Raw genomic sequence first — 12,152 nt, 5'->3', positions numbered from 1 at the left:
GGCTGCATGCCGCCGCCCATCAGGCCGAAACTCATCACGCCATCGCCGTCCTGGGTGATCATGGCGGGGATGATGGTGTGGAAGGGGCGTTTGCCCGGCGCGTAGACATTGGGGTGATTGGGATCAAGGCTGAACAGCTCGCCGCGGTCCTGGAACATGAAGCCCAGACCATCGGGCACCAGGCCTGACCCCATGCCACGGAAATTGGACTGGATCAGCGACACCATCATGCCGTTCCCATCCGCCACCGTCAGATAGGTGGTGTCGCCGTCTTCGAGAATGGCCGGATCGCCATGGGTGACGCTCTGCATCGCCTGCTCCATGGAGATCAGCGCGCGGCGCTGGTCGGCATACTCTTCGCTCAGCAGCGCCTCGACCGGGGCCGGGGCGAAGTCGGGATCCGCGTAAAAGCGCGCCCGGTCTTCAAAGGCGAGACGCTTGGCTTCGATCTGCACATGCAGCGCGTCCGCGCTCATATAGCCCATGCTGGCGAGATCATAGTCTTCCAGGATCTGAAGCATTTGCAGGGCGGCGATGCCCTGGCCCTGGGGCGGCAATTCCCAGACGTCATAGCCGCGATAATTGACGCTGACCGGCTCGACCCATTCCGAGCGGTGATTGGCGAGATCCTCATAGCGGATCCAGCCGCCGATGCGTTGCATATAGGCGTCGATGGTGCGCGCGATCTCACCTTCGTAAAACGCGTCGCGCCCGCCCTCGGCGATCTGTTGCAAGGTGTTCGCCAGATCGGGATTGCGGAAAATCTCGCCCTCAAGCGGCGCGTCGCCGTCTTCGGTCAGATAGGTGGCGCGGGCGTTGTCGAACTCCTCGAACTGGTCCTGCGCGAACCGGTTCTCGAGGATGGTCATGTTGCGGTCCCAGTAATAGGCGATGGTCTGGGTGAGGGGGAAACCCTCCTGCGCGTAATGAATGGTGGGGGCAAGGACGTCGGCCATCGGCATTTCGCCAAAACGCTCGTGCAGGGCGAACCAGCCATCCACCGTGCCCGGCACGGAGACAGGCATGGCGCCGAGCGGCGGAATGGCGCCGTCTTCGCCGACAATCTCCACGACCTCGTCATAGCTCAGCCCCATCGGCGAGCGGCCGGCGCCGTTCAGGCCATAGACCTGGCGCGTCTCGGGGTCATAGACGATGACGAAGATGTCCCCGCCTATGCCGTTGCCCGTGGGCTCCATCAGTCCCAGAGCCGCGTTGGCGGCGATGGCGGCGTCCACCGCATTGCCGCCAGCTTTGAGCACGTCCAGCGCGATCTGTGTGGCCAGCGGGTGCGCGGTGGCGGCCATGCCGTTCGTCGCGGTGACGGGAGAACGGGTGGCGAAATGATCGCCGCTGACCCGGTCGCCGGGATGGAAGTCCTGCGCGCCTGCTGACGCTCCGAATTCACTAAAAGCCATGGCGGCGACCACGCCGGCTGCGGCGATCTTTTTCATCTGCTTGCTCCCCGTATGTGCGGCAGACTTCTGGCCTGCGCGTTGAGGGCAAGTAGATAAGCCCGCGCCCTAAGGATCAAGACCTAGTTCGGCGCCTCACCTTGTTCATCGTCTCCGTCTGTCGGCTCGTCTGCGGCGTCGTCATCATCATTGCGCGCATTGTTCAGAAGCTGGCCAAACAGGCCGCGCACCACGTCTTCGGGCGATGCGGGTTCTTCACCGTCGCCGCTCTCACCGGTCTGACCGCCGATCAGCCGTCCGGCTTGCTGGCGCAGCAGGTTGCGCGCGACGGCTTCAAAGTCGATCCCGGCGGAGACCGAGTTGAAACCGCCCCGCAGACGCACCGGCACTTCCAGCCCCTGAAGGTTGAGCTCGCCGCCCTGACCGGCCAGGGACTGCACCGCACGTGCGGTGAGGCGGTAATCAATGTTTTGACCGCCCAGATCGATTTCGCCATTGCCCAGCACGCGCAAAAGCGGGCTCAGCATGGTCGTGTCATCATTGCGCACCACGCCGTTGGTGACCGTAAAGCTGCCGCCAAGGCTGGAGAAATCCGTTTGCTCGGTGTCGGCGAAGGCCGTGGGCAGGGCGCGGTTTTGCAGCGCTGTCTGAATCGTGCGGATCATCTGGGCCAGGTTTACGCCGCGCAGCGCGCCATCGGTGAAATCATACCGCCCCGTACCTGAGAGCGAGTTCATGATCGCCGCCGGGCTGGCGCCGCTGGCGGTGAGGTCCATGGTCATGCCGCCATCGCCGATCAGGCGGTCAAAGTGCGCCGCCGCCTGCAAGAAGGGCTGCGCCTCCAGCCCGTCCAGACTGGCGTTGAAGGAATAGCTGGGCGTGTTCGACCGCGCATTGATCACGGCGACCGCCTCACCCGAACCGCCATAAAGCTGGAACCTGTTCAGACGCGCCGTCATCCGGCCCCGATCCACACTGATCAGAGCGGTCACGTCGCTGATCTCGATATCGCGCGCTTTCAGCTCATCGGCGCGAATGGTCAGCTCTGAATCCATGGTGCGCAGGGGCGCCAGATCAATCGGTTCATCGCTCCATTGCGACACGCCTGCATTGGCGTTTCGATTGCCTTGAGGCGCGCTGTCGGCGGGGATGTAGGGGGTGAGGTCGAGCATGGCCGTGCTCAGATCACCCGTGATGCGCGGCCGTGCGCCGGAAGAGTTCAGCGTCAAGTCGCCATTGGCCGCGATATCATCAAAGCGGATGGCGGCATTGCGCAGCCGCACGATTCCCGGCTCCCCCGACAGGTCCGAGCGGGCGCTGAATTGGCGGAAAATGTCGCCATCGGGCAGGTCGGCGCCCAGATAGCGCGCCAGCGCCCGCAGCGGCAAAGTCACATCCACATCGCCGTCAAAGGCCAGCTCTTGGCTTTCCAGAAAGCGGCCTTCCAGCGTCAGGTCCGCCAAGGGACCGTTCAGCGTGGTTGAGAAGGGCGTTTCCTGTCCTTCAAAGAAGCCGCGCAGGGAGCCAAGCCCGATGGAGAACGTCATCGGCCGGCCATCCGCTTCAAACGAACCGCGCAAGCGCACGGGGTCATCCACCGACGGCAGCTCCACGCTCAGATCCAGCGCTTCGATCCGGCGGCTTTGGGAGCCGTCTTCAAAATAGACGGCGCCGTTTTCAATGCGCACATCGCCAAAACTGGCTTCAAAGGGCAGGGCGCCGGGCCGGCGCTGGAAGCCGTCGCTGGAGGACGCCTGCGCTGTCTGATCAGCGGAGTCGCCGAAGGTCCAGTTATTGCCGCGGGCGTTCGACTGAAGCCGGATCACCGGCTCGACCAGTACGAACTCCTCAATCTCCACCTGGCGCGACAACAGCGGGATCAGCGCCACCGACACCCGCATTTCCTGCATCTCGGCGAACGGCGCCTCGCCAAAACCCGGCGCATTGGCGATCTCCGCGTTCTGGGCGCGCACCTGAAGCTGAGGCAGGATTTGCAGGCGAATATCGCCGGTCAGCCGCACCTCGCGCCCCAGGGTCTGACTGGCTGCGGTCTGGGTGCGTTCACGAATGAGGTCTGCGGGGATGAGCGCGGGCGCCAGAACAGCCACGCCGATCACCAGAATGAACAGAACGAGCAGGGCGATAATCAGACGGCGCATGGGCTCAGCTCCAAAAACAGCGCGTTCAGGGGCGGGCGCGTCCCGTCCCCGGCTTGCGGATTTCCCGCGATGAGCGACAATGATTCACCATATCGCTCAGTCTGGCCACAGCAGGTAAGGGCTGGAAGCGGCGATTTAATGGCGAACAGGCCGGAAGATCATACAGGGGGAGACCATTATGACCGAAGACGAACTGAACGCGTTGCCGCGCGTCACCATGGGGCGCCGTGAATTGCTGGTCGGACTGGCGGCGGGCACGGTGTTTCCGCTGGCCGGGTGCGCCACCGATGGCGGTTTCGGCGCGGCTCTGGTGTCTGACGCCCAGATCATGCAGGCCTCGCAGGCCGCTTGGGAACAGGCGCGCCAGCAAGAACGCATCAGCCAGGACCGCAATCTGAACAACAAGGTCCGCCGCGTGGGCCAGCGCATCGTGCCGGCGTCGGGGCTGACCCAATACCAATGGGAATTCGTGGTCTTTGACTCAGACCAGCAAAACGCCTGGGTGCTGCCCGGCGGCAAGGTCGCCTTTTATCGCGGCATTCTCGAGACCATGAGCAATGACGACCAGGTGGCCACGGTCATGGGCCATGAAGTGGCCCATCTCAGCCGCAATCACGCCGCCCAACGCGCGCGTCAACAGGCCGCGGCGGGGCTGGGGCTCGCAGTGGTGAACGCCGGTCTCGGCGCCGCCAATGTGGAGAACAGCGACACCTGGGCCGGCATTCTGGGCACGGGCGTGACCTATGGCGTGCTCTTGCCCTATTCGCGTCAGCACGAGCTGGAAGCGGACATTCTGGGCGTCGATTACATGGCGCGATCAGGCTACCGTCCGTCAGAAGCGCTGGCGTTCTGGCGCGCCAAGGCCGCGCAAAACGCCCGCCGGCCGATTGAGCTGATGTCCACTCACCCCTCGGACGCCACGCGTATCGAAAACCTCGAGCGTCATATCGCCGAGCAGGGCTATGCCTGAGCACTGAAACGGGTGTGCGCAAAGCGCAGACACGGGTCTTGCGCGCCGCCGCGCGCGGCGCTAGTTTCCGCGCCCTGCCGACCGGGCTTCCAGGCCCCGGCAGGGCGCATAGCGTGCCGCCTTAGCTCAGTTGGTTAGAGCGCTAGATTGTGGATCTAGAGGTCCCCTGTTCAATCCAGGGAGGCGGTACCATTTTCTCCAAAATTTGATGACCAGAAGCAGAGCCTTGATCTTTGCTAGCTCAGCGCATGTTTGAGCGCTGTGACCGCCTCATCCCTCGATCCGGACACGTCGACGCGGGTCCAGCCTTGGGGCTCGTCTTCGAGCAATTGTTTTTCGAGCACGTCCATGCCGGCGTCGGACGCATCCCCGCGGCGCTCCGCGACGCGGGCGCGCAGCACGTCTGTCGGCGCCTCCAGCCAGAGCGTTTTCACCTCGCCGTCGAAATCCTGGGTGATGTCCGCCAGGTTCGCCTCGGATTTTTTGGACAGGAAGGTGGCGTCGAGGATGCAGGCATAGCCTGCAGCGAGGCAGGATTTCGCTTGCCTCACCAGTTCGGCATAAACGCGGGCCGAGGTTTCGGGGGTGTAGGCGCTGGGCGGCAAGGGGGCTTCCGGCGCCTGTCCGGCCATCACCTTGCGGATGACGTCGCTGCGCAAAATGATCGCGCCGGGGCGCTTGCCCAGCGTCGGCGCGATGGCGCTGGCGAGGGTGGATTTACCGGTCCCTGAACGGCCGCCCAGAGCGATCAGTTGAGGTGCGGGCGCGGGGGCGAGACTCTCAAGCGCCAGATCAAGATAGGCGTCGGCCTCGGCCTGTTGATCGGCCAGACCGCTGGCCATGGCGCGCACGGCGGCGCGCAGTGACAGATACAGATCAAACAGGGGCAGGCCGTCATACTCTCGGGTCCGGGCGAGATAGCGAGTGAGCAAAGCGCTCGCCGCCCAGCCCGCCTTGTAGTGCAGGAAATCCATGACCGGGAAGGCGGCGTCGTAGAGCACGTCGATGGTGCTCAGCGCATCGTCAAATTCCAGCGCGTCATAACCGACGAGCCGGTCCCGCCAGACACAGACATTCTTCAGGTGCAGGTCGGCGTGAACCTGGCGGACCTTGCCGGTCTGGCCGCGCGCGTCAATCAGGCCCCTGTGTGTTCTCGGCGCGGATCTCGCCCGTTCATGCCAGCGCTCGCTGGCTTCGCGAAAGAGTGGGGTTGCGCCAGCCGCCGCCATATCGCCGGCGACCTGATCAATTAGCCCTGAAACGTTCTGAGACAGGGTGGGTGTGTCCGAGATCGGCGCGCGCTCATGATTTGCAGCCAGATCATCAGCGAAGCGCTCGACCTGCGCCAGGGTTAGCCTGCCGGCCGCCAGTCGCTTGTCGAGCCGGTCTTCGTCCGCGAACCGATGCATGCGCACCAGCCAGTCAACCGGGGCGTCGCCGGGGCTGTCGCCGCCAATCTGGAACCCTTCGGGCGTTTTCCAGACCGGCGCCACGTCCAGATACAGCGATCGCGCCCATTGTGTATTGGCGGCCAGCTCCCGCTCGCAATACGCCCGGCGCTGGTCAGGCGTGGAATAATCCACAAAGTCGAGCGTGAGGGCGCGTTTGAGCTTCAGGACGGTCTGCGGACCCAGAAAGACATGCGACAAGTGCGTGTCGATGCGCTGGGGCGTTGCGCCGCCATGCGCCTCCGGCGTGCCCAAAAAGGCGACGAGTTCAGCCTGTTCCGGGGCGATGGGGTGGGGCGCTGCGGGCTCCGGCATGAGAGGCGACTCCGGCCTGTCTGGTCGCGGGGAACGTGACGATAGGCTGGCCTGCGGTCCGCTGTCATCCATCCGCCGCCCGCTTAAGGCTCGCCATCAGAGCGCATCATGCGCGGCGACACGGAGAACTTTCTCCAAATGCGGGAAAATATGATTTCCAAGCTTCTGTGAAATATAACAAAAGAGAAGTCTTCCACAGCTTCCGCCCAAATCGTTAACGCGGGGTCTTGCGACTCTGGCGAATTGCGACACCATTATTTCTTCACGCGAATCCCTAAGCTCGAAGAGGCGGATATGGGACGGTTGAGTTCAGGCGGGACGACACAGTTTGTCATTATCGAGAGCGATCCGATTTATTCGGACTCCGAACTCGACCGGATTTGCGCGCGTCACGACATTGCGTCCACGCACCGCAGCGCCCTGAAGCGGGTGCTGGAGGAGGCGGGTCAGATCTATCTCGATCAGATGCAGCTCAATGGCCGACCGACCCAGACCATCCGCCTGCGACAGGATCTGCGCAAAGGCCTGTGCCTGCTGACCGAGTTGATCGAGCTTGTGCCCGATCTCCGGGAGCCGGGGCAGTCCGGGGCTGATTCCGCGCATGCCGCGGCCTTGCGCGAGGGCGACCGGCAGGTCAAGGCCGCAGCGACCAGCAGCCTGGCTTTGCTGGCGGATGCGCCTTCGACCTTGTCTTATCTGCGCGATGTCTACGAACTGGCGCTGGAAAGCGCGGCCCGCGGCGCCCGCGGCGCGCCTGAGCGCGCCCGGACTGTGGATCGCTGGCGTAGTCCGATCATCGAGTTTTACACCCTGACGCTGGGGCGGACCTGGATGGATACGGGCACCGAGCATGACGGCGAGCGCTTCGTGCGTGATTGCCTGTCCGTGCTTGAAGAAGGCGCTGAGAGCGAAGAGGCTGTGATCGCGACTGCGGAAGCGGCCAGCTGACTGAGATCACCCCCTGAGCGGCCGCCGCTCTACCGGCTCTCACCTTCTGACGGCTCCGCGCGTGCGTCGATCAGGCGCCGGGCGGCCTGCGCATCGTCCACCGCTTCGATGGACTGGATGCGGCAACGCCCCCCTTCAGGAACCACCAGATATTCAAGCGACGCATTGCAGATGCGGGCGGTGTCGGGAAAGCTGAGACCGACCTGCATCCCATGCTCCAGCCCGTAACAGGATCGCTGCGTCGTCACCAGATAATGGCGGCTCGCACCTCCAGACAATAAAAGATGCCGATCATCCAGCGTGGTGTAGCCATTGATATTGATCAGGCGCACGCAGGTTCGTTCGACCGGGTCTTCAGAGGTCGAGGGAGAGTGCGCCATCGCCGCTCCGGACAACACACTGGCTGTAAGCAGGGCGGCGCCCAGCACGGTTGCAGCTTGTCCCATGGCTATGCCTTTCATCTCAGATTACATCACAGAGGTCGATAATGACTTCGCCCCGTGGATGCGCCCGCCCCATGCCTGCTCGCAGTTTAACTGAAAACCTGCCCGAACGCATCGTGATCGTCGGCGGTGGCGCGATGGGTCTGGCGAGCGCCTGGGCGCTTTGCGAAAAGGGCGTGCGAGTCACGGTTCTGGAAGCCGGCAAGGCGGGGCAGGGCGCGCTCTGGGCGTCTGGAGGCATGCTGGCGGCGGGATTTGAGACCTGTTTCGAGCTGGATTCCGACCATCCGCTCACTGATCCTTACGCCGACCTTCTCAGCCAGTCGCTACAGCTTTGGCGGGATTGGGCGCCCAGGCTGCAAGCTGCAAGCGCAGTCGCGCTGGGCTATGATCCGCAAGGCGCCGTGACGCCGGCGTTCAGCCAGGCTGATGAGGCGCGCCTCGATCAAGCCGAGGCTTTGGCCGAGCGCTTCGGTGTGACGGCGGAGCGGATCAGCGGCGAGGCGCTCACCGGGCTTGAACCGACCCTGGCGCGGGCGCGCGGCGCTCTGCTTTTTCCCAGCGACGCGCAACTCGACAACCGGGCGCTCGGCAGCGTCTTGTCAGACGCCATTCGCGCCAGGGGCGGCGACATTGCGGAGGGGCGCCGCGTGACGGGTCTGGACATGACCGCCGGCCGGGTCAACGGCGTCGTCCTGGAGGAGGGTGAGCGCCTTGCTGCAGACGCCGTGGTTCTGGCGACTGGGGCGGAGCGCTTTGCTGATATGCCGAGCTTTGCGCAGATCACGCCTGTGAAAGGTCAGATGATCCGCTTTGACGCCACGGATCTGCAGGTTCCCCAGCGTGTGGTGCGCGGTTTGTCGATCTATCTGGCCGCCAAATCCGGCGGGCGCCTGATCGCCGGCGCCAGCTCTGAACCGGGTCAGGCGGGGCTCGACACGGACCCTGACACGCTGGAGCGCCTGACAAAGGCGGCGCAGGCGGCGTTGCCGGCGCTGCAAGGCCGCGCTGTGGTGGAAAGCTGGGCCGGGTTGCGCCCCTGCTCGTCTGACGCCATGCCCATCGTGGGTGAGGCCAGTCCAGGGCTTTACCTGGCTCTGGGCGCATACCGGAACGGGGTTCTGACGGCGCCCGGCATGGCGGAGCTGGTGGTGCAGGCGTTAGGCGCGTCCCCGCGAAGCGCCTGTGCAGATTTTTTCTCAGCCAGGCGGTCGGGGCTGAAGGCTTAACGAATGTTTACCACATCGCAGGCACTCTGGATGAGTAACGATTCGCGGTGTCAGCCATGTCCGATCCAATCAGCAATTCCGGCGCAAATGCGCTGTCGCCCTCGAGCCTGATCGCGCGAGCGGCGCAGAGCACGGGCGCAGACTTTGACTTTCTGATGCGCACTGCGGCGCGCGAGAGCAACTTTGACGCCAATGCGCGCGCGACCACCTCCAGCGCGGCGGGCATGTTCCAGTTTATCGAACAGACCTGGTTCGCGATGGTGTCGCGCTATGGCGCCGAGCATGGCCTTGGGGATGCGGCGGCGTCGATCGAGCAGAATACGGACGGGCGGTTTCGCGTGTCTGACCCGGCCCAGCGGGAGGCGGTGCTTAATTTGCGCCTTGATCCGCAAGCTGCGTCCGTCATGGCGGGCGAGCTGGCGGCGGAGAATGCGAACCGGATCGAGACCGCCATCGGGCGCAAACCCACCAGCGGTGAGCTTTATGCGGCTCATTTTCTGGGCGCAGGGGGGGCGGTGCGGCTGATCGAGGGGGTTGAAGCCAATCCCAACCAGCGCGCGGATCAGTTGTTTCCCAACGCCGCCGCGGCCAACCGGCCAGTCTTTTATGACAACGGGCGCCCGCTCAAAGCCAGTGAGCTGATGGAGAAGCTGACTGGCGAGGCGGTCACGCTGACCCGTGAAGTGGCCTCTGTCACGGATGCCTCATCGCCTGTGACCGCAATGGCGGCGTCCTGGGCGCGCTATGCGCAGGGCGCTTACGGCTCGGCCCGTGTGGGCGACGGTGTGTTGACCCCGGCAGTGGTTGAACTGCTCGCATCTCTGCGCGCTCCGGAGCGCTCGTCTTCCGAAAGATAAATCGGCGATAATTCGCGCAACAGGTCATTAACTTTTTGTTGAGACCCTAGAGGCGCGAACAGACCAAGTATGAGGCTCGTATTGCCATGACTGTTCAGACCCTTCGCGCCCGCCTGACCCGCGACGATATTCAGCGCTTGTCAGACGCCACTGATGCAGAAGGCCGCGCGCTGGCTGCCCGCAAATTCTGCGCCCGCTTCGCGTCTGTGGACCTTAGCGATGACGAACGAAAGATCGGCTCGGAAGTCGTCCGGCTTCTCGCTGATGACGCCGCCGAGCTGGTGCGCCGTTCGCTTTCGGTCACCTTGCAGCGCTCTTCGCACCTGCCGCCTGATGTGGCGCGCAAACTGGCTCAGGACATCGACTCTATCGCCATGCCGGTGATCGCAGGATCGCCCGTGCTCAGCGATGAAGATCTGGTGGAGATCGTGCGGACGTCGCCCTCGCGGCGGCAAGCGGCGGTTGCGGCCCGGTCTGAAGTCTCTGAAATCGTCGTGCATGAGATCGTCGAAGTCGGTGACCGCGAAGCGGTGAAAATTCTGGCCTCCAATAACGGCGCCCGGTTTGATGATCGCGGCTATGCGTCCGCGCTCAACCGGTTTGACGGTGATGCGGATGTGCTGGACCAGTTCGTCCTGCGTGACAGCCTGCCGATCACCATCACCGAGAAGCTGATCGCGCATATTTCTGACAGCGCCATGCAGACTCTCGTAAACCGGCATGCGCTTCCCGCCCAGCTGGCTGTTGAGCTGGCCGAAGGCGCGCGTGAGCGCGCGACGGTCGATCTGGTGGAGCAGGCGGGGCTGTCTGATGAGCCGCGCCGCTTCGTGCAGCAATTGCAACTGAACGGACGTCTGACGCCGTCCTTGATCCTGCGCTCGCTTTTCCGCGGCCATATGAGCTTTTTTGAGCATTGCATGGCCGAGATGGCCGGTGTGACTCATGAAAAAGCCTGGCTGCTGGTCCATGACGCGGGTTCTTTGGGGCTTGAGACTCTGTTTAAACGCGCCGGCATGCCCGAGCGTATTTTGCCAGTGGCGCGTTCTGCGGTTTCAGCCTGGCATTCGCTGGAGATTGGCCCGAACGGAACACCGGACATTGTCCGCTTCCGTCGTCTTCTGGCCGAACGCATTCTGACCCAGTTCCAGGGCGTGCCGCAGGCTGAACTGGATTACATCCTGGACCGTCTCGACGCTGATGAAGCGGAGCTGGGCCAGATGCGCTTGTCCGCCGCCAGCTAGGTGCGGGCGGGCAAAGCGTCTTGTTGAATTGAAAAATCGCGAGGTCGGCGGGGATCAGTCCGCGCCGACCAGTGCGATGACCTGGGTTTCCAGCTCTTCGGCAAGCTGACGGCCAACCGGATCGTCTTCCGTGCGGATATTCTGGATCAGCGCGGCGCGGATCGAACTGGCGTGCGCTCGAACCAATGCCAGCGGCGCGATCGAGCGACGTTCCTTGGTCTCGATCAGTTTCGCGAGCGATCCTGAAATGCGCGAGATGATCGGAAACTCGTAAGTGGAGCCAAGCCCGCGCAAATCATGGGCGGACGTGAACAGCATTTCACCGCTTTCACCCAGCAGGCCATCCTGACTGACAGACTCGATCAGGGCTTCCATCTTGGTGACTTCTTCAGCCAGCCAGTCCTGGAACTGGTGTTTGATCTGTCCCAGAGCCATCTCAGCGCGCTCAATCGCAGCCTGGTCTGCAGGAGGAAGTTTTCCGCCGACCTTGGCCTTGAGCATGTTCGGCGGATTGATGATCTCAACCGACTTATCAGGTTTTGCCATGCTTAGAAGGCTCCGCTTCCCATGTCTTCGTCGTGACCCTACGCACCGCGACGTTCAGCATCGATGTGCGAGTCTATCTTACGGCGCCTGTCGGGTCCAAAAAAGCTGTCAGAGTCGACAAACCGCCGCGGTTTTCTGAATATCGCCGAAATGTGTTGGTAAATGCTTTCCGGGCTGAACGGTTTCACCATGAATTCAGTGACGCCGGCGTCGCGGGCGACTTTGACGCGCTCGGCTTCCGCATAACAGGTGAGCATCATGATCGGCAGCGTGGGGCAGGGGCTCTTGCGCGGATCGCGCACCCAGCGCACCAGTGCGATGCCGTCCACGGGTTTCATTTTCCAATCGCAAATCAGCAAATCCACATGCTCGTGCTGCAGTATGTCCATGGCTGCCCGCACATCGCCCGCTTCATAAATTCTCGGCGCGCCCATGGCGTTCAGAATGGTGCGCAGAATCCCGCGCATGGCGGCGTTGTCATCGACAATCGCCACGGTCATGCGGTCCAGTGCGAGATAGGCGTCCTTCGGTTTCAAACCGGGCTCCCTGCCAGCGTATCCCTTTTGCTACCAGTCAGACTTTAA

11 protein-coding genes and 1 tRNA gene are annotated in these 12,152 nt (G+C 63.3%); 6 read left to right on the top strand and 6 right to left on the bottom strand.

Features of this window, described 5'->3' with window-relative positions:
- Together B3M53_RS11460 and B3M53_RS11455 are read right to left on the bottom strand one after the other, a co-directional pair.
- The coding region (locus B3M53_RS11460; RefSeq protein ID WP_414690723.1) for a gamma-glutamyltransferase family protein at window positions 1-1,415 on the bottom strand (1,415 nt) is incomplete at its 3' end.
- Between the two features lie 119 nt (window positions 1,416-1,534).
- On the bottom strand, window positions 1,535-3,571 hold the full coding sequence (locus tag B3M53_RS11455; RefSeq protein WP_273020508.1) for an AsmA family protein: 2,037 nt from the start codon (window positions 3,569-3,571) through the stop codon (window positions 1,535-1,537).
- A gap of 178 nt (window positions 3,572-3,749) precedes the next feature.
- Between B3M53_RS11455 and B3M53_RS11450 the strand changes: the two genes are divergently transcribed.
- Together B3M53_RS11450 and B3M53_RS11445 are read left to right on the top strand one after the other, a co-directional pair.
- On the top strand, window positions 3,750-4,541 hold the full coding sequence (locus B3M53_RS11450; RefSeq protein ID WP_022699776.1) for a M48 family metallopeptidase: 792 nt from the start codon (window positions 3,750-3,752) through the stop codon (window positions 4,539-4,541).
- A gap of 115 nt (window positions 4,542-4,656) precedes the next feature.
- A tRNA-His gene (locus B3M53_RS11445) sits at window positions 4,657-4,733 on the top strand.
- Window positions 4,734-4,777: 44 nt separating this feature from the next.
- Here B3M53_RS11445 and B3M53_RS11440 read toward each other — a convergent pair.
- A complete protein-coding gene (locus B3M53_RS11440) occupies window positions 4,778-6,304 on the bottom strand; it encodes a bifunctional aminoglycoside phosphotransferase/ATP-binding protein (protein ID WP_273020507.1) in 1,527 nt (508 codons plus the stop codon).
- 294 nt (window positions 6,305-6,598) lie between these two features.
- On the opposite strand from B3M53_RS11440, the gene B3M53_RS11435 reads away from it, so the two are divergent.
- On the top strand, window positions 6,599-7,252 hold the full coding sequence (locus B3M53_RS11435; RefSeq protein ID WP_022699774.1) for a hypothetical protein: 654 nt from the start codon (window positions 6,599-6,601) through the stop codon (window positions 7,250-7,252).
- Window positions 7,253-7,281: 29 nt separating this feature from the next.
- On the opposite strand, the gene B3M53_RS11430 is transcribed toward B3M53_RS11435, so the two are convergent.
- Complete coding sequence (locus tag B3M53_RS11430) at window positions 7,282-7,698, bottom strand: DUF6491 family protein (protein ID WP_273020506.1); 417 nt, start codon at window positions 7,696-7,698, stop codon at window positions 7,282-7,284.
- A gap of 71 nt (window positions 7,699-7,769) precedes the next feature.
- Here B3M53_RS11430 and B3M53_RS11425 point away from each other — a divergent pair, with 71 nt between their 5' ends.
- The 3 genes from B3M53_RS11425 (at window position 7,770) to B3M53_RS11415 (ending at window position 11,022) form a co-directional block, all read left to right on the top strand.
- Window positions 7,770-8,924, top strand: coding sequence for an NAD(P)/FAD-dependent oxidoreductase (locus B3M53_RS11425; protein ID WP_273020505.1), 1,155 nt, complete (start codon window positions 7,770-7,772; stop codon window positions 8,922-8,924).
- A 56-nt stretch (window positions 8,925-8,980) separates the two neighbouring features.
- Entirely contained in the window at window positions 8,981-9,781 is an 801-nt protein-coding gene (locus tag B3M53_RS11420) for a hypothetical protein (protein ID WP_233345974.1), read from the top strand.
- A gap of 86 nt (window positions 9,782-9,867) precedes the next feature.
- The gene (locus B3M53_RS11415) at window positions 9,868-11,022 is read left to right on the top strand and encodes a DUF2336 domain-containing protein (RefSeq protein ID WP_022699770.1); all 1,155 of its coding nucleotides are present in this window, start codon (window positions 9,868-9,870) and stop codon (window positions 11,020-11,022) included.
- A gap of 54 nt (window positions 11,023-11,076) precedes the next feature.
- Here the strand turns inward: B3M53_RS11415 and B3M53_RS11410 are convergent, their stop codons facing one another.
- Together B3M53_RS11410 and B3M53_RS11405 are read right to left on the bottom strand one after the other, a co-directional pair.
- Complete coding sequence (locus B3M53_RS11410; protein WP_022699769.1) at window positions 11,077-11,568, bottom strand: hypothetical protein; 492 nt, start codon at window positions 11,566-11,568, stop codon at window positions 11,077-11,079.
- Window positions 11,569-11,606: 38 nt separating this feature from the next.
- Window positions 11,607-12,104 (bottom strand): response regulator, encoded by a 498-nt coding sequence (locus tag B3M53_RS11405; RefSeq protein WP_022699768.1) that lies wholly within the window; start codon window positions 12,102-12,104, stop codon window positions 11,607-11,609.
- Window positions 12,105-12,152 lie beyond the last annotated feature (48 nt).

It is taken from the genome of Oceanicaulis sp. UBA2681 (assembly GCF_002354675.1).
Classification (GTDB): domain Bacteria; phylum Pseudomonadota; class Alphaproteobacteria; order Caulobacterales; family Maricaulaceae; genus Oceanicaulis; species Oceanicaulis alexandrii.
Note: the sequence above shows the minus strand (reverse complement) of the source record. Positions and strands in the feature narration are given on the sequence as shown.

Excerpts from the sequence above, each read along its gene's own strand:
- B3M53_RS11455 (WP_273020508.1), bottom strand. The coding sequence starts at position 3,571 with ATGCGCCGTCTGATTATCGCCCTGCTCGTTCTGTTCATTCTGGTGATC.
- B3M53_RS11450 (WP_022699776.1), top strand. The coding sequence starts at position 3,750 with ATGACCGAAGACGAACTGAACGCGTTGCCGCGCGTCACCATGGGGCGC.
- B3M53_RS11440 (WP_273020507.1), bottom strand. The coding sequence starts at position 6,304 with ATGCCGGAGCCCGCAGCGCCCCACCCCATCGCCCCGGAACAGGCTGAA.
- B3M53_RS11435 (WP_022699774.1), top strand. The coding sequence starts at position 6,599 with ATGGGACGGTTGAGTTCAGGCGGGACGACACAGTTTGTCATTATCGAG.
- B3M53_RS11430 (WP_273020506.1), bottom strand. The coding sequence starts at position 7,698 with ATGGGACAAGCTGCAACCGTGCTGGGCGCCGCCCTGCTTACAGCCAGT.
- B3M53_RS11425 (WP_273020505.1), top strand. The coding sequence starts at position 7,770 with ATGCCTGCTCGCAGTTTAACTGAAAACCTGCCCGAACGCATCGTGATC.
- B3M53_RS11420 (WP_233345974.1), top strand. The coding sequence starts at position 8,981 with ATGTCCGATCCAATCAGCAATTCCGGCGCAAATGCGCTGTCGCCCTCG.
- B3M53_RS11415 (WP_022699770.1), top strand. The coding sequence starts at position 9,868 with ATGACTGTTCAGACCCTTCGCGCCCGCCTGACCCGCGACGATATTCAG.
- B3M53_RS11410 (WP_022699769.1), bottom strand. The coding sequence starts at position 11,568 with ATGGCAAAACCTGATAAGTCGGTTGAGATCATCAATCCGCCGAACATG.